Genomic DNA, 16,510 nt, shown 5'->3' on the forward strand with positions numbered 1-16,510 from the left:
AACTTTCGTCGTCTGGGGTAGTCATGATCACCGTCGCCCACGCCGGCGCCACCGACCCGTCGGCGCCGCTGGTCGTCCTGCTGCACGGCCGCGGCTCGCACGAGTGCGAGATCCTCACCCTGAGCGGGCACCTTCCGCCCGATTTCGCGTACGCGGCGGTCCGCGCCCCGATCGCCGAGGGTGCGGGCTACGCCTGGTTCGCCAACCGGGGCATCGGCCGCCCGGTCGCCTCGTCGCTGCGTGAGCACATGGACTGGTTCCGCGCCTGGCTCGACGGGTACGCGCCGGTGGGCCGTCCGGTGGTCCTGATCGGGTTCAGTGGGGGAGCGGCCTTCGCGGGCGGCCTGATCCTCGACGACCCGTCGCGCTACGCCGGCGCGGGCATCCTCTACGGCACGCTCCCGTTCAACGCGGGCGTCCCGGTCACTCCCGGCCGCCTGGCCGGCCTGCCGGTGATCGTGGCGCAGGGCGAGGACGACACCGTGATCCCGCGCGAGCTGCTCGACCGTACGTGGGACTACCTGCGTACGGAATCCGGCGCCACGGTGACCGCCCGCCGCGACCCGGGCGGCCACGGCCTCACCATGCCCGCGCTGCTGGCGGTCGGCGAGTGGCTGACCGCCTCATCACCCGGACGATAGGCCCCTTCTGGCATGTATCGACGCCTGTCTATTTAGGGCTACCGTGTGGCTCTCTTCGACAGGACAGGACGGTCCCCTCATGCGCCTCCTCGCCCGGACCCTGCTCACCGCCGCCGCTGTGCTCACCGTAGGCCTGCTCACCCCGGCCGCCTCCGCTTCCGCCGCCGATCCCGTGGTCGGCCCGTCGGTTGTCGGCGGTCAGCAGGCCACCGAGAACTACCCGTTCATGGTCTACACGTCCGGCTGCACCGGTTCGCTGATCAAGGCCAACTGGGTGGTCACGGCCAAACACTGCCCGACCCCTTCCTCCGTACGGGTGGGAAGCATCAACCGCACCAGCGGCGGAACCGTGGTGGCGGTGCGCCGTGCGGTCAGTCACCCGAGCATCGACGTGAAGCTGTTCGAACTCGCGTCGTCGGTCAGCTACGCCCCGGCGCCCATCCCGGCCACGTCGGGCGCGGTCGGCACGGCCACCCGCATCATCGGCTGGGGTCAGACCTGCGCGCCGCGCGGCTGCGGCTCGTCGCCGACGATCGCGCACCAGCTGGACACGTCGATCGTGGCCGACAGCCGGTGCGGGGGCATCAACGCGGCGTACGAGATCTGCACCAACAACACCGGCGGCAACGCGGGCGCCTGCTACGGCGACTCGGGCGGTCCGCAGGTGCGTACGGTCAACGGACGCTGGAACCTGATCGGCGTCACCAGCCGGGCCGGCAACAACAGCTCGACCTGCGCCACCGCGCCGTCCATCTACGGCGACCTGCCGTCGATCCGCACCTGGGTCAACACCCAGGTGGGTGGTCTTCCGGCCTGACGAGCGGTCATGCCTGTGCCAGAATCGCGGGAATGTCGTCCCGCGCGTTGAGTTTCGGAGCCGTGGCCGAGGCGTACGAACAGTTTCGGCCCGGCTATCCGACCGCCCTGCGTGACCTGGTCCTGGACTACGCGGGCGGCCCGATCCGGACCGCCCTCGAGATCGGCGCCGGCACGGGCAAGGCGACCCGGCTCTTCGCCGCGGCCGGAACAGCGGTCACGGCGACCGAACCCGACCCGGCCATGCTCGCCGAACTGCGCCGGCAGGTACCCGGCAGCACGGCGGTGCGGGCGGCGTTCGAGGAACTGGCTCCCGGCCAGACCTACGACCTGGTCTACGCGGCGGCCGCCCTGCACTGGACGAAACCGGAGGGCCGGTGGCCCCGGGTGGCCGCGATGCTCGTGCCGGGCGGCGTGTTCGCCTCGTTCGGCGGGCCGGTCCGCCCGGCCGAGCCGGCCGTCGAGCGGATCGTGGACGAGGCCCGCTCCGCGTTCATGGACACCGACGAGATCCCGTCGCCGGACGGGACCCCGCCCGGCCACAGCATGCAGTGGCCGGGCACCGAGCTGCAGCAGTCCGGCCAGTTCACCGACGTCCGCCAGGCCGAGATCGAACGCCGCCTGACGATGAGCGCGGCCGGCTACATCGGGCACCTGTCGACGATCTCGGCCTACCTGGAACTGCCGCCCGCAGACCGCGAGCGCCTCTTCCGCCGGCTCGAGCAGACGCTGCCCGAAGCGATCGAGATCGACGCCCGCATCATCGCCCACCTGGCCCGGCGCCTCTGACCACTGCTATCGGCCACGCAACGCCAGCCAGCCCGCCTCCAGGTCGGGCGACGGGAGGATCCGGAGCAGATCCCATTCGTCGCGCAGACCGCCGCCGAACGCGTGGGTCAGCAGCAGGGTGACTCCGCCGTACCGCCGGACGGCGTCGCCGTGGGTGTCGGTGGCCCGGCACGACCAGCTCGACGAGCCGAGATGGGCGATGACGTCGCCGTGACTCAGCACCACCCGCCCGGCGGTGACCGGACGGCCGGCGACGTAGCCGTCGGTGAAACCACGCATCCCGAGGTACCGGTGCTGCCCGTGCCGGACGTGCCACTCGCCGTCCTCACGGGCGATCGGTGCGGTCTCCATTCCCGGGTTCACCAGCATGGCCGGTCGGCCCACGCCGTGCCGCCGGGTGGTCTCGTCCGAGCCGCCCAGCATCTCGTCCGGCAGCAGCAGGGGCTGCACGACGAAGGAGACCGACGCGGAGTCGGCCGGGTAATCGGTCGCCCAGTCCGAGCCTCGGCAGCGCTCGTGGTGCAGCGAAGCCATCGCGGCGGAGTCGGCGTAGCCGTGCACGCCGACGAAGCTGAGCGACGGTCGCTCGTCGCCGAACGGGCGCGTACAGGTCTGGCAGTCCTCGGCCCACAGGTAGGCACACAGCTCGTCCAGGCAACCGTCACCGAGCCGGGCGCGGATGGCCGAGTCCACCAGAACACCGTTCAAGGTCATCGTCACTGCTCCGGTTCGTCGTCGGGGCCGCGCCACACGTACTCGGTGAGCCGGCGGCCCTCGGCCCGTTCCTGTCGCGGATTCGCCGGCAGCGGCCAGCGCATCTGCTCGTACAGCGAAGTGCGGTAGAGGTCGTAGGACGCCTCGACCAGGTCGGCGTAGACGATGGCCGCGGCCGGTCCGCGCCAGCGCACCGCGGCCGCCATGGCCAGCAACGACACCGGTACGGCGGTCCAGGTCCACCCGGCCAGCGGCAGCGCGAGCAGTCCCCACAGGAACAACCGGGCGGCACCGTCCAGCCCGGCCCGGGCCGCCGCGATCTCCTGGCGGGCCGGCTCGGGGAGCAGCAGCCAGAGGTGCGGCCAGAGGGCGATGCCGTCGAGGCCGTACTTGTCGGCCGGGTGGCCCTCGGCGGCCCGCAGGATGTTGCCGATCCGGGTCGGCATCATCCGTTCCGGATCCATCGGCCAGCGGCGGATCGTCGGGTCGGGCTGCTCGGCCCCGGTGGCCCGTTCCTGCCACTGCTGATCCTCCCGGTCGAAGCGCCGCTGCGCTCGGGCCACGAGCACGCTGCGCGGGCGGTCCAGCCAGGCCGGCCAGTACCCTTCCAGCGCGCGGATCGTGGGATGGGCGAGGGCCTGGACGACGATGCCCGTTCCGGCCACCACCAGCAGCGCGCCGGCCAGCACCACGACCTGCACCGCGGCGGGCCGCGTGCCCAGCCGGTCGAGTGCGCGCTCGAACCCGGCGGTGCCGCCGTGCCCGAGCGTCCAGGCGCCGAGCACGCCCAGCCAGTAGACGAGCGCGCCGGCCGACACGGTCAGCCAGCGTTCGGCCAGCTTCCCGCCGACCGAGGTCCAGAAGCCGGCCAGCACGTCAGCCCCGGACCAGGCGCAGACGGTGGGTCGGGCACTCCGGGATCGGCTGCGCGACGTGCCGGCGGAACCAGTAGTAGTCCCGGTCCGGGTGGGGGCAGCCGTACCGGGGAGCCCCGATCGGGCCGGGTTCGCCGGGCAGTGCCGTATAGGCGGCCCCGCGGCGGCCCGGTCGCAGGTCGGGAGGCCACAGTTCGGGGTCGCGGCGGACGTCGGCCACCCAGGCCCGGACGATCGCCTCGGAGGCCAGGGCGTTCTCCAGTTCGGTGGTGACGTCCGTGCCGGCGGCGGCTCGCCGCAGCAGGCCGGCCAGCCGGTCGTCGAGCCGGTCGGCCGACTCGCCGTCGGCGACCAGATCGGCCAGGTGGGAGCGGGCCATCCGGACGGCGTCGAGCAGGGAATCGTCCATGTCATACCCCCGCGTGCAGGTGGGCGGCCCACAGGTCGGGCCGGTCCGGGGCCTGGTCGCGCGCCGCGCGGACGGCGCTGTGCAGGGCCACCGCCGGTCCGTCGGGCAGGCGCGCGTAGAAGCCCCGGGCGAGATCGGCCGCCGCGAGGTCGTCGACCGTCCACATCGTGCCGATGACGTGCGGGAACCCGGCCAGCTGGAACGCCGACGTGATGTGGATGGCCTCGTCGGTGAGCCGGGCCGAGGCCTGCCCGGTGCTGCAGGCCGACAGATAGACCAGCCGGGCCCGGTCGAGGTGCAGCCGGGCGATGTCGAGCACGGTGAGCGGCCGGTCGGCGTGGTCGTGCACGAGCAGCCGGCTCGCCGACGGACGGTCGGGCACGCTGACGCCGTGACAGGCGAAGTGCACCAGCGACGCCCGGGTCAGATGATCGAGCACGCGGTCGCGGGTGGCGTCCCGGTCGCACAGCACCACCGCGTCCGGCAGGAGCGCGGTCAGGTCCGCGATCTCGCCCGGCACGCCCGGCAACGACCCCGCGTCCGGCGTCTCGGCCATCCCGATCAGCAACGACCCGGCGGGCGCCGACCGCAGCGACCGGGCGCGCAGGTGTACGAGCGTCCGCAGCGTCGGCGTGTACGACGAGACGACCCGGTCCAGGCACGCCGGGGCCGGTCGCTCGTCCCGGCGGTCGTGATGGCCCGCCGCGTGCCAGGGCAGGAACGCGAGCCGCCCGGCCGGTGCCCACCACACCCGCCGCACCGGGTCGCCGTCGCAGCCGAGGGCGTCGAGCACCGGACCGGCCGCGGCGTCCCACAGCCACCCGAGGAAACCGTTCATCGCCTGGATCGCCGCGTAGCGCTGGGCGAACGGCAGGTCCCGCCGGTCCAGGGTCTCGAGCAGGACGAGGAAGTCGCGGACCCGGTCGCGGACCACGCCGGCGCCGAGCCCCGGCAGCGGGACGTGCCGGACGCCGCCGCTTGTCACGGCGAGCGCGTCCGAACGGTCCGGGCCGGTCGAGAGCAGGACGATCGGCCCCTCGGCCGCCTCGCCGATGAGCTCGGGCAGGGTCGGCGGCAGCAGGAACCGGTCGAACGACGGCAGCGCGCGGATCCGGTCCAGCAGATCGCTCCAGGCCAGCGCGCGCCGGCGCCGGTCGGCGCTCGCCTGGTGCGCGGTGCCGGTCCCGTCCTCCTCCGGCGACCGGTTCAGCTCCCGGCGGGCCGACTCGAACTCGGCGGCGATCGCCGGGTAGTGCTCGGCCAGGCCGGCGGTCTCGCCGCGGGTCTCCATCTCCTGGGCCAGCAGGATCCCGCGGGCCTGCTCGATCAGCAGGACGGCGCGGTCCGGGTCGCCGGCGTCGAGCGCGGCCGAGCCGGCCACGGCGGCCAGGCCGGAGAATCCCTGCAACCGGTGTTCCTGGTCGTCGCGGCCCAGGTTGCGCGGGGAGATCGACGGGAGTGTCTCGACCGCGACCGTGAACCCGGCCAGCGCCTCGGTGTACTGCCCGGCTTCGGCCGCCGCGAGCGCCCCGTCGCGGGCGGCCCGCACGCGCAGTTCCGGATCGGAGCCGGCGGCGGACGTGGCTTCCCGGTACGCGGCGATCGCACCGTCCCGGTCGGCGGCGTCCCCGGTCAGCTCGAAGCGCGCGCGCAGGATGTGGCCCAGGTTGATCCGTGCCTTCGGCTGGGCCGGATGCCCGTCCGGGAGCGCGGCCAGCGCGTCGCGCGTGACGCCGGCCGCCGCGTCGAGGTCGTCCGGGTCGAGCCCGAGCCGGAACCGTGTGCGCAGGGCCTGGCCGAGATTCAACTGGTACAGCGGCCGGCGGGGGTCGCCGGCCCCGGTCCGCCCGACGACCTCGCGCAGCTGTTCGACGGCCTCGCCGGCCAGGGCCGGGTCACCGGTCCGGGCGGCCTCGGCGGAGAGATGCCGGGCGAGGTTGCCGGCCCGGAGCAGGTAGGCATCCCCGTCCTCGGGCGTGATCGCCACCGCGTCCCGGAAGTAGCCGGTGGCCATCTCCAGCAGATGGGGGAGTCCGGCGCGTTCGCCGTACATTTCGAACGCCAGCCCGGCCGCGCCGAGATAGCCACCGATCTCCGGGTCGTCCGGGGCGGCCTCGTTCACGACCTGCCGCATCGTGTCGATCGCCTCGCGCAGGACGGCCAGGTCGCCCGTGCTCTCGAACCACATCCGTAACCGCCGGCCGACGTCGGCCAGCAGGGACGCCCGGCTGCTCTCCTCGGCCAGCCCGGCCGCCACCCGGGTGTGCCGGATCGACTCCTCCAGATCGGCGACGTCACCGGTCAGCTCGAAGCGAAGCCAGAGCGCCTCGCCCAGACGCCCCGACGCGATCACCCGCCGGCTCTCCTCCGCGTGCTCGAGGTCGCGCCGAGCCGCCCGGACCGCCAGGTCCCGGCCGGTCAGGTTGTTCAGATGGTCGCGGAGGGTGCTCATCGACTCCGCGAGGAGCGCCGACTCGGCCTGGCCGAGCTCGTCGTCGCGGCCCCGGTGCTCCATCACCTCGGCCATCAGCGCCACGGCCCGCTCGAGGTCGGCGGTGTCGCCGGCTCGGGCGAACCGCTGCCGCAGATCCAGGGCGAGGATCAGCCGGCGGTTGACCGGAGAACCGGGCGCGGACACGGCCCGCTCCTCGTGGACGATGGCCTCGTCGAGGTCGGCCGGATCGGCGTCCCGGTCGAAGCGCCGGGTCAGCAACGCACCCAGCGTGATGAGCCGGGGCCCGAGATCGTCACTGTCGGCGTCCATCACCGCGACCGCGGCCCGGCCGGCGGCGATCGCGTCGCCGAGCAGGCCCGGGTCCTGGCGCCGCTGGTCGGCGGCCGACAGCACGCGCGAGGCCGACCAGCGCATCTCACCCGCATCGGCCTCGGCCGGCGGGGACAGGGCGAGCGACCGCCGGGCCGCCGCCACGGCCGCGTCGAGGTCGGCCTCGTCTCCCGCCTGCTCGAACCGCTCCCACCGGGCCGCGCCCAGGCCGGCCAGGAACGCCGCGTCCTCCGGGGCGCCGGGCTCGGCCAGCACCTCGATCAACTCGTCGAGCAGTTCGGGCCGGCCGGTGCGGTTGTACTCCTCCTCCAGCAGCCCGGCCAGCCGGCCGCGCCGGACCGACCACCCCGGGTCGGCCGGGCTGGTGTGCCGGACCGCTTCCCGAAGCCGGTCGGTGGTCTCCGGCACATGCCCGGCGTCACCGGTCAGAGCCAGCAGGCCGGCCAGTCCGGAGTGGTACTTCGACCAGTCGGGATCCGCCGGTGCGGCGGCCGCCACGGCCGACCGGCCGGCCGCGATCGCCTGCTCCAGGTCGTCCGGGTCGCCGGCCCGCTCGAACCGCGTCCGGAGCACGACCAGGAGCTCGAACCAGCACATCGCCTCGCTCGGATCGTCGACCGGCGGGGCGGTCAGAGCCTGACGCAGGGCGGTCACCGCCTCGTCCAGCAGACCCGGCCCGCCGCCCGCGTGGAACCAGCCGAGCAGGTCGATCGAGAGGTTCATCAGCTCGGTGCGGCCGCTCTCCGGCAGCTCGGCGAGCTGCCGGTCCACGTCGACCAGCCGGCGCAGCAGCTCGGCATCGCCGGTGCCGTTCCGGCTCAGTTCGAGCGCCCGGCCGAGCAGCGTCAGCGCGCTCGACCGGTACGCGAAATCCATGGTGACGGCCTCGTCCAGCAGCGTGACGGCCCGGTCGAGATCGTCGCCGCGCTGCAGCAGATCGTTCGCGATCAGCAGTCGCGTCTCGGCGAAACCGTCGTCCTTCTCCAGCCGCCGCATCGTTCACCTCGCTGTCGCCGCGCTCCGACGAGCGTGATCGCGGCCGTCGCGAGGCGCAGTCGAGCACCTGACAGCAATCAGGTGGAGTGCAAACGCCCAACTCGCGGCAGGCCACGGCCGTCCGGGAGGGTACGGCCGCTCAGCACGGCCACCAGCGAGCCGCCGTCGGTGCGGACGGGCGGGCCAACGGGTTCGGCGTCGGACCACTGCCAGTTCAGGTCGGTGGCCTCGAGGTGGACGCCGGTCAGGTCGATACCGAACCAGGTGCCGCGTGCTTCGGTGATCAGGTCGAGCACGGCGGTCACGGCCTCGGGCGGGGCGACGGCCGGGCGGTCGAGGGCCACCGTGATGTCGAGCGAGTGGATGACGGCGTGGCTCAGCGCGCCCGCCGCGCCGCCGCCGGGTGGCTGCCACGCGTGCAGCTCGGGTGACCGCAGCTGAGCGAGCAGGACGTCGGCCGGCAGTTCGGCGTCGCGGGCGGCCACGGTGTCGGAGAGCACCCCGAAATCGCCGCGCGCGGCGGCCATCTCGGCCGCGAACAGGTCGGGCGTCAACCGGGCGGGCATCGTCACGTGGGCGACCACGTGGCGGACCGCCCATTTCGCACACAGCGACGGCGCGTCCCACGGCGCGTCGGTCAGGACGTCGGCGAGCCGGTTGTACGTCGGTGCCACCAGAGCCTGCATGTCAGTCTCCCCGTACGAGGTGGGTCAGGTGCTCGGCGAACTTGTCGAGCGAGGTCAGGAACCCGGCCCGCGACTCGGGCGGCGGCGCCGGTTGCTGGTGGATGACGACCGCGGTGGTGCCGTCGCCCAGGTCGTCGAGCGTGGTCGTGGTGCGCATGCCGTTGGCCGGCTCGTGCCAGGCCAGCCGGGCCGGTGGGTCGACCTCGGTGAAGGCGGCGACCATCCGGTAGCTGCCGTGCTCGCCGATCATCAGGGTCTCGAACCGGCCGCCCGGCCGCAGCTCGACGACGATGCCGTCGAGCGGGGTGTGCATGCCGCGCGGCCCCCAGAAATGAGCGAGCTCGGCCGGCTCGGTGAGACAGCGCCAGACCAGCTCGCGCGGCGCCGGCAGCACCCGCCGATAGAGCATCCCCTCGTCAGTCATCGCGGCTCTCCTGCAGCTGGACCAGGCGGTTCTCCAGACGGTCCATGCGCTCGGTCCAGGTGCGGCGGCTCTCGCCGATCCAGGCCAGGGCCTCGTCGAGGACGGCCGGCTCGAGGCGGCACGGCCGGGTCTGCCGGTGCCGGCCACGGCTGATCAGACCCGACCGCTCGAGCACCTGCAGATGTTGCGAGACGGCCTGCAGGCTCATCGCGTACGGCTCGGCCAGCTCCTTGACCGTCGCGTCGCCCGCGCTCAGCCGGGCCACGATGTCGCGCCGGGTGGCGTCGGCCAGCGCCGTGAACACCGCGTCGAGCCGTTGATCCATGCGCTTACTCAAGCACTCGCTTTATCAAGCGTCAACTTGAACAATGAATTTGCACGAAGTGCAACGCTGCATTTAGTGTAACGATCATGGTGATCGATCTCGGGCCGCCCGACCGGCGTACGGCGCTCAAGGCACGGCACCGGCGGGCCATCCTCGACGCGGCCCAGCAGCTGATCGCCGACGGCACCCGGTTCAGCGTCGACCAGCTGGCCGAGCGGGCCGACGTGTCCCGGCGGACGATCTTCAACCACTTCGCGTCCATCGACGACGTGGTCACCACCGCCTGCACCGAGGTGCTGGGCGTGGTCATCGAGTCGTTCCGGGCCCAGGTCAGCGCGCGGCCGTTCGAGCCGGGCAGCCGGGCCGAGATGTTCGAGACGGTGGCCGCGGCGCTGCGGGCGACCGACGTGCCCAGCACCATCGCGTTCCTGTGGCAGGCGCTCGGTGGCTTCGGCGTCGACGATCCGCGGCCGCAGCAGATCTTTCAGGCGACCTTTTCCCGTACGACGGCAGACCTCGCCCGGGAACTCGCCGAGCGCAACGCCGGACGGGATCCCCTCGAAGCCGAACTGCTGGTCAGCTCGCTGATGCACGGCACCGAGGTGATCGCCCACCACTGGATCGCCGCGACCGGGGCGACCACCGACGAGCCGGCCCGCGCGCTCTGGAGCGAACTGCTCGATCGACTCGTCGACAACATCCGTACTGGTTACTGATTTCTTTCCTTTCCCACCTTCAGGCTTTCTTTCCCACCCTTCAGGAGAACGCCGGCATGGCCGAGTTGCTGTACCGCCTGGGGCGCTTCTGCGCCCGCCGCGCCTGGACCGTCGTGGTCGCGTGGACCGTCGTCCTGGGACTGACTGTCGGCGGCTACTTCGCCTTCGGCGGCACGCTGTCGTCACAGGTCGACATCCCGGGGACGGCCACCGAAGAGGTCAGCAAGAAGCTGGCCGACCGGTTCCCGGCCGCGAGCGGCGGTAATGGGGCGGTCGTCTTCCACACCACCGACGGAACGGCGTTCACGGAGGCGCAGCGTACGGGAATCGCCTCGGTGTTGAAGAGCACCGCCGAGCTGGACGGGGTCGCGACCACGACCGACCCGTTCGCGACGGCCGGACAGCTCGCCGCACAGAACGCGAAGATCGCCGACGGCCGGAAGCAGCTCGAGGACGCCCGGGCTCAGCTGCCACCCGAACAGCAGAAGCTTCTGGAACCGCGCGTCAAACAACTCGACGACTCGCAGCGGCTGCTCGACCTGTCGTCCCAGGTCCGCACGGTGTCGGCCGACAACACGACGGCGATCGCGCAGGTCATCTTCAGCGACCGCCGCCTCGACGTCACGCCGGAGACCAAGCAGAGCGTCGTCGACCACGTCAGCCGGGAGGTGCCGGACGGGGTCGAGGCCGACTTCTCCAACGACATCACGCAGAGCGTCCCCGAGATCCTCGGCGTGGGCGAGGTCGCCGGTGTCGTGATCGCCGCCATCACTCTGATGATCATGCTGGGTACGGTCGTGGCGGCCGCCCTGCCGATCGTCAGCGCCCTGGTGGGGGTGGCGATCGGGGTCACCGCCGCGCTGTCGCTGAGCGGTGTCGTCGAGATGCTGTCGATCACGCCGGTGCTGGGCGTCATGCTCGGTCTGGCCGTCGGCATCGACTACTGCCTGTTCATCCTCAACCGGCATCGCCGCCAGTTGCTCGACGGGGTGCCGTTGGCCGAGTCGATCGGGCTGGCCAACGGCACGTCGGGCAACGCCGTCGTGTTCGCCGGCTCGACCGTGCTGGTCGCGCTGCTCGCGCTCAACGTCACCGGCATTCCGTTCCTGGGACTGATGGGCACGGTCGGCGCGATCTGCGTGGCGGTCAGCGTGCTGCTCGCGATCAGCCTGACGCCGGCGATCCTGTCGCTGCTCGGTCCGCGCATCCTGCGCCGCAAGCAACGCCCGGCCGCCGCCCGCCACGCCTCAGCGGAACCGCCCGCGACGGGTCAGGCCGAAACGGGTCAGGCCGAAACGGGTCAGGGCGTGACGGGTCAGGACGCGACGAGCGATACGGACGCGGAGACGACCGGCGCGCATCGGGCGCCCGAGCGCGGTGCCGCGGACAAGCCGATGAGCAACGTCCGCGCGATCCTCACCGTGCTGGGCGGGCTGGCCGTTCTGCTGACGATCGCCGTCCCGGCCCTGTCGATGCGGCTCGGGCTGCCCGACGGCAGTTCCGAGGCCGAGAGCTCCACCCAGTACCAGGCCTACAAGCTGATCGAGGAGAAGTTCGGCGCCGGGGTCAACGGCCCGCTGCTCATCGTGGCCGACGTGCCCCAGCCGGTCACCGAGCAGGCCGCCGCCGTGGCCGAGCAGGTCCGCATCGCCGACACGCTGCTGGCCGTGGACGACGTCACCGCCGTCGCCCCGATCGGGCAGTCGGCCGACAAGACGCTGTTCGCGTTCCAGGTGATTCCGGCGGACGGGCCGTCGAGCGGGTCCACCGAACAACTCGTACGGGAACTGCGGGATCTTTCGCCCCTGCCGGTGGATGTGCGGCTCGGTGTGGCCGGCAGTGCCAGCGGCAACATCGACATCTCGGAGCAGCTCTCCGACGCGCTGCCGGGCTACCTGGGCCTGGTCCTGGGACTGTCGCTGATCATTCTGATCTTCGTGTTCCGGTCGATCCTGGTACCGGTCACCGCGACCCTGGGTTTCATCCTGTCGCTGTTCGCCACGTTCGGCGGGCTGACCGCGATCTTCCAGTGGGGCTGGCTGGGCGGCGTGTTCGGCGTGCACGACCCGAATCCGGTGCTCAGTTTCCTGCCCACCATCCTGATCGGCATCCTGTTCGGGCTGGCCATGGACTACCAGCTGTTCCTGGTCTCCGGCATGCGTGAGGCCTATGCCCACGGCGCCCCGGCGAAACTGGCCGTGCGGCAGGGCGTTCGGGCCGGCCGTACGGTCGTCGTCGCGGCCGCCATCATCATGATCTCGGTGTTCGGCGGGTTCATCTTCTCCAACACCGCGATCATCCGGTCGCTCGGTTTCGGGCTCTCGTTCGGCGTGCTGGCCGATGCTTTCTTCGTACGGATGTTGCTCATCCCCGCCGTGATGCACCTGCTCGGCCGGTCGGCGTGGTGGATGCCGCGCTGGCTCGACCGCATCCTGCCCGACGTCGACGTGGAGGGCGCCGCGCTGCGGTCTGGCAAGCTTGAGCCGTGACGAACGAGATCAACAGCTGGCCGCGGCTGCGCGTGGCGGACTGGACCGACACCCGCGACACGCTGCACATGTGGACGCAGATCGTCGGGAAGATCCGGATGGCGTACGCCCCGCCGGTCAATCACTGGTGGCACGTCACGCTTTATGTGAGCGCCCGGGGAATGGGGACGGGGCTGATCCCGTACGGGGAAAACGGGTTTGATCTGGAATTCGACTTCCTCGACCATCGGCTGCACGTGCGCACGACCGACGGCCGTTCCCGCGAGGTGGCGCTGGCGCCGAAATCGGTGGCCGAGTTCTATCGCGAAACCCTGGGCGCGCTGGCCGAACTGGGAATCGAACCGCGGATCCATCCGGTGCCCAACGAGGTCGAGAATGCGATCCCGTTCGCCGAGGACGAGCAGCATTGCGCGTACGACGGAGAGGCCGCGCGCCTGTTCTGGCGGCAGCTTCTGCAGGCGCAGCGGGTGTTCAGCGTGTTCCGGTCCGAGTTCACCGGGAAGGCGAGCCCGGTGCATTTCTTCTGGGGTGCGATGGATCTGGCCTACACACGTTTCTCGGGCCGGGTCGCGCCGCCGCACCCCGGTGGCGCGCCCAATTGCCCGCCGTGGGTGATGCAGGAGGGCTATTCGCACGAGCTGGCCAGTTTCGGTTTCTGGCCGGGCGGGGGCGAGGAAGGGGCGTTCTACGCGTACGCCTATCCGGAGCCCGCGGGCTATGCCGAGCGCAATGCCGCCTCTTACGACCAGGCTCTGCGCGAATGCCTGCTGCCCTATGAGACCGTCGCCGATTCGCCCGACCCGGACGAGACGCTGCTGACGTTCCTGCGCTCGACCGCCGCGGCCGCCGCCGAGCTGGCCGACTGGCCCGGCCCGTCCGCTTGACCGTGCCGCGACGGCATCGTTTCTGCTGGATGCCATGTGGACATCAGCACTGGTTGCTCTTGCTCTCGCCGCGACCACGGCAACGGTGCCGGCCGCGGCCCCCGACAACGGGCTGACCTGGGGCGTGTGCCCGGGCGAGGCCCCGCCGCCGCAGATCCAGTGCGGGACGATCCGGGTTCCGCTGGACTACCGGAACCCGGACGGCCGCACCATCGAGCTGGCGATCTCGCGGATCAGAAGCACGGATCCGGAGCGCCGGCGTGGCATCCTGCTCACCAACCCGGGCGGCCCCGGCGTCAACGGGCAGGCCTACCCGCTCGTGCTCACCGACCCGAACGCGGCCGCCCCGCTCCCGTCGAGCGTGCGTGACGCGTACGACATCATCGGCATGGACCCGCGTGGCGTCAGCCGCAGCACGCCGGTCACCTGCGACCTGACCCAGGAACAGATGGCCGTCGGCAGCCTGCCCTACGCGAACGGCCCGGCCGACGTGGTGAAGCAGGCCGCGCTGTCCCGGCAGGAGGCCGCCCAGTGCGCGAGCTCCGAGACCGCGTGGATGCAGCCGTACGTCACCACGGCCAACACGGCCCGCGACATGGACCGCATCCGGTCCGCACTGGGTGAGCCCAGGATGTCCTTCCTGGGGGCGTCCTACGGTTCGTACCTGGGTGCCGTCTACACCACGCTGTTTCCGCAGCGCAGCGACCGGATCGTGCTCGACAGCAACCTCGGTCCGGACGGCTACGACATCACGGCGATGCGCGCGTTCGGGCGAGGCATGCAGGACCGGTTCCCCGACTTCGCGAAGTACGTCGCGGCCCGGCCCGCCCTCGGCTTCGGGACGACTCCGGCCCAGGTGACCAGGACCTACCACCGGCTGGCGGCCGAACTGGACCGGGCGCCGGTGGCCGGCATCGACGGTTCGATCTTCCGCGGGCTCACGTTCGACCACATCTACAGCGACGGCCGGTTCGAGGCCCTGGCGACCGTGTGGACCTCGCTCGACCAGGGCGAACCGCCGGCCGCGGTCCCGCCGCCGCCCGCGACCGACAACACCGTGGCCGCCCGGCTCACCGTGATCTGCAACGACTCCAGCTGGCCGCGGTCGGTGCACAGCTACCAGCACGACGTGGCGGTCGACCGGATCCGCTACCCGCTGATCGGGGCCGCCGCGGCCAACATCTCGGCCTGCGCGTACTGGCCGTGGAAGCCGGTCGAGAAGGTGCGGATCACCGGCCGTGGCCCGGGCAACGTGCTGCTCGTGCAGAACGAGCGCGACCCCGGAACGCCGCTGGTCAACGCCCGCAAGCTGCGCACGGCCTTCGGGGAGCGGGCCCGCATGGTCACCATCGACCAGGGCGGCCACGGCGCGTACGTGTTCGGCGCCAACCCGTGCGGCAACGACGCCGTCACCGCGTTCCTGGTCAGCGGGTCGCGCCCGGCGCACGACAAGTACTGCGCCTAGACTCGGGCGACTCCGGCGTACATCGAGACCTCGGCCGCCTCCACTTTTTCGGGTCCGGGCCGCCAGTCGGGGAGCGGGACCACCCCGGGCGGCAGCAGGTCGAGACCGTCGAAGAAGCGGGTGACCTCGGCCCGCGACCGCAGGCGGCCCGTCCCGTGCCGGCCGGACGTGATCGAGGCGACGACCTCGGGCGGCAGCCAGTCGCCCGAAGCGTGCGAGATGGCCACGAAGCTGCCCGGCGCCAAGGCCTCGGCAAACGAACGGACCTTGGCGTACGGGTCGTCCTCGTCGGGCACGAAATGCAGGACGGCCAGCAGCATCACGGCGATCGGCCGCTCGAAGTCGAGGGTCTCGCGGGCCTGCTCGAGGATCGTCGCCGGGTCGCGCAGGTCGGCGTCGATGTACGAGGTGGCGCCGGTCAGCAGGGCCCGGGCGTGGGTCAGCACGAGCGGATCGTTGTCGACGTAGACGACCCGGGCCTCGGGCGCGATCTCGTGCGTATTGCCTGCGGTCGGCAGTCCCGTGCCGATGTCGAGGAACTGACGCACTCCCTCGTCGGCGGCCAGCATCCGGACCGCGCGGCGCAGGAACCGCCGATTCTCGACCACCGCCGTGCGAATCCCCGGGAACTGCGCGGCGATCGCATCACCCGACTCCCGATCGGCGGCAAAGTTGTCCTTACCACCGAGCCAGTAGTCGTAGCGCCGGGCCGGATGGGGCACGCTCGTATCGAAGGTGCTCATCACGACACCATAGGGGTCCGTTCCATGCTTCTGCAGGAATCCTTCGACCGGATCGCCGCGTCCGGGGCGAGCGGGGAAGAACTGTCCGGTCTGCTCTGGGCGCTGTGGAAACAGGTCGTCGACGCTGCCGTCGACCCGTCGACCGATCAGGCCTCGCTGGTCGGGTTGCTGATCGGCGTACGGGGAAACGCTTTGTTCGCTGATCTGCCGCTCTTCGGGGCGCAGATGCGCGAGGAATGGAATCTGGTGCCGCCCGACGATCGCAGCGTCGAATCGTGGACCCGGCTCAACGCTTTCGCGGCCCGGTTGACGGCCGCGGGCGTCGACTTCTCTCTGTTCGGTCTGTGGTCGATCGGCACCGCGTTGGAGACCTTTTGCCCCGTACGCCTCCACTTGCCGGCCGCCGTGCAATGGTTCGAACACTGCGGACCCGAACTGGTGAACGCAACATTGCACCGGCGCACGTTCGGCCCCGGCCCGGGGCGGCTGCACGAACTGGCGGCCCGCGAGGGCCTCGCCGAGGGCGGGTTCAACGTGCCGCGCTGGACTTTCTGGCGAAGCCGCCTCGAGAGCCTGGCCGACTCGGACGACCCGGTGGCGCGGGCCGGCTTCCGGGCTGTGCGCCGCTTCGACAAGCAGATCATGCGGGGCGCTCTCTGAGTCAGCGGCGGGTTTCGGCTGGCCGGCGGCGGGACTTCCCGGCGCCGAGCGCCCTCTCCATCGTCCGGATGCGGCCGTCGTCTTCGTGCAGTG

16 protein-coding genes are annotated in these 16,510 nt (G+C 71.9%); 8 read left to right on the top strand and 8 right to left on the bottom strand.

The features are described 5' to 3' along the window. Positions 1–23 precede the first annotated feature (23 nt). From KOI35_RS25800 to KOI35_RS25810, 3 genes are all read left to right on the top strand, one after another. Positions 24–641 carry an alpha/beta hydrolase gene (locus KOI35_RS25800; RefSeq protein ID WP_215791049.1) on the top strand — a complete coding sequence of 206 codons (618 nt, stop codon included), beginning with the start codon at positions 24–26 and terminating at the stop codon, positions 639–641. A 79-nt stretch (positions 642–720) separates the two neighbouring features. Beyond that, entirely contained in the window at positions 721–1,458 is a 738-nt protein-coding gene (locus KOI35_RS25805; RefSeq protein ID WP_215791051.1) for a S1 family peptidase, read from the top strand. A 32-nt stretch (positions 1,459–1,490) separates the two neighbouring features. Then, the gene (locus KOI35_RS25810; RefSeq protein ID WP_215791053.1) at positions 1,491–2,246 is read left to right on the top strand and encodes a class I SAM-dependent methyltransferase; all 756 of its coding nucleotides are present in this window, start codon (positions 1,491–1,493) and stop codon (positions 2,244–2,246) included. A 6-nt stretch (positions 2,247–2,252) separates the two neighbouring features. On the opposite strand, the gene KOI35_RS25815 is transcribed toward KOI35_RS25810, so the two are convergent. The 7 genes from KOI35_RS25815 to KOI35_RS25845 form a co-directional block, all read right to left on the bottom strand. After that, on the bottom strand, positions 2,253–2,960 hold the full coding sequence (locus KOI35_RS25815; RefSeq protein ID WP_215791055.1) for a hypothetical protein: 708 nt from the start codon (positions 2,958–2,960) through the stop codon (positions 2,253–2,255). Between the two features lie 2 nt (positions 2,961–2,962). Then, complete coding sequence (locus KOI35_RS25820; RefSeq protein WP_215791057.1) at positions 2,963–3,835, bottom strand: hypothetical protein; 873 nt, start codon at positions 3,833–3,835, stop codon at positions 2,963–2,965. 1 nt (position 3,836) lies between these two features. Beyond that, the gene (locus tag KOI35_RS25825) at positions 3,837–4,244 is read right to left on the bottom strand and encodes a hypothetical protein (protein WP_215791059.1); all 408 of its coding nucleotides are present in this window, start codon (positions 4,242–4,244) and stop codon (positions 3,837–3,839) included. A gap of 1 nt (position 4,245) precedes the next feature. Next, a complete protein-coding gene (locus KOI35_RS25830) occupies positions 4,246–8,025 on the bottom strand; it encodes a CHAT domain-containing protein (protein WP_215791061.1) in 3,780 nt (1,259 codons plus the stop codon). 77 nt (positions 8,026–8,102) lie between these two features. Further along, positions 8,103–8,711, bottom strand: coding sequence for a maleylpyruvate isomerase family mycothiol-dependent enzyme (locus tag KOI35_RS25835; protein ID WP_215791064.1), 609 nt, complete (start codon positions 8,709–8,711; stop codon positions 8,103–8,105). Between the two features lies 1 nt (position 8,712). After that, positions 8,713–9,135 carry an SRPBCC family protein gene (locus KOI35_RS25840; RefSeq protein ID WP_215791066.1) on the bottom strand — a complete coding sequence of 141 codons (423 nt, stop codon included), beginning with the start codon at positions 9,133–9,135 and terminating at the stop codon, positions 8,713–8,715. After that, a complete protein-coding gene (locus KOI35_RS25845) occupies positions 9,128–9,460 on the bottom strand; it encodes an ArsR/SmtB family transcription factor (RefSeq protein ID WP_215791068.1) in 333 nt (110 codons plus the stop codon). Before KOI35_RS25845 ends, KOI35_RS25840 begins: the two co-directional genes overlap by 8 nt. 86 nt (positions 9,461–9,546) lie before the next feature. Between KOI35_RS25845 and KOI35_RS25850 the strand changes: the two genes are divergently transcribed. The 4 genes from KOI35_RS25850 to KOI35_RS25870 are packed head-to-tail and all read left to right on the top strand — an operon-like array spanning position 9,547 to position 15,014. After that, positions 9,547–10,176: a TetR/AcrR family transcriptional regulator gene (locus KOI35_RS25850; protein ID WP_215791070.1), complete on the top strand. Its 630-nt coding sequence runs from the start codon at positions 9,547–9,549 to the stop codon at positions 10,174–10,176. A gap of 56 nt (positions 10,177–10,232) precedes the next feature. Next, entirely contained in the window at positions 10,233–12,665 is a 2,433-nt protein-coding gene (locus tag KOI35_RS47630) for an MMPL family transporter (RefSeq protein WP_246613791.1), read from the top strand. Then, positions 12,662–13,549, top strand: coding sequence for a DUF5996 family protein (locus tag KOI35_RS25865; protein ID WP_308121153.1), 888 nt, complete (start codon positions 12,662–12,664; stop codon positions 13,547–13,549). Before KOI35_RS47630 ends, KOI35_RS25865 begins: the two co-directional genes overlap by 4 nt. Before the next feature lie 34 nt (positions 13,550–13,583). Beyond that, a complete protein-coding gene (locus KOI35_RS25870; protein WP_215791072.1) occupies positions 13,584–15,014 on the top strand; it encodes an alpha/beta hydrolase in 1,431 nt (476 codons plus the stop codon). Here KOI35_RS25870 and KOI35_RS25875 read toward each other — a convergent pair. Next, positions 15,011–15,757: an SAM-dependent methyltransferase gene (locus KOI35_RS25875; protein WP_215791075.1), complete on the bottom strand. Its 747-nt coding sequence runs from the start codon at positions 15,755–15,757 to the stop codon at positions 15,011–15,013. The genes KOI35_RS25870 and KOI35_RS25875 overlap by 4 nt on opposite strands. A 24-nt stretch (positions 15,758–15,781) precedes the next feature. On the opposite strand from KOI35_RS25875, the gene KOI35_RS25880 reads away from it, so the two are divergent. After that, positions 15,782–16,417: a DUF3632 domain-containing protein gene (locus KOI35_RS25880; protein ID WP_215791077.1), complete on the top strand. Its 636-nt coding sequence runs from the start codon at positions 15,782–15,784 to the stop codon at positions 16,415–16,417. Positions 16,418–16,510 lie beyond the last annotated feature (93 nt).

The sequence above is a fragment of the Paractinoplanes bogorensis genome, assembly GCF_018829635.1.
Lineage (GTDB): Bacteria > Actinomycetota > Actinomycetes > Mycobacteriales > Micromonosporaceae > Actinoplanes > Actinoplanes bogorensis.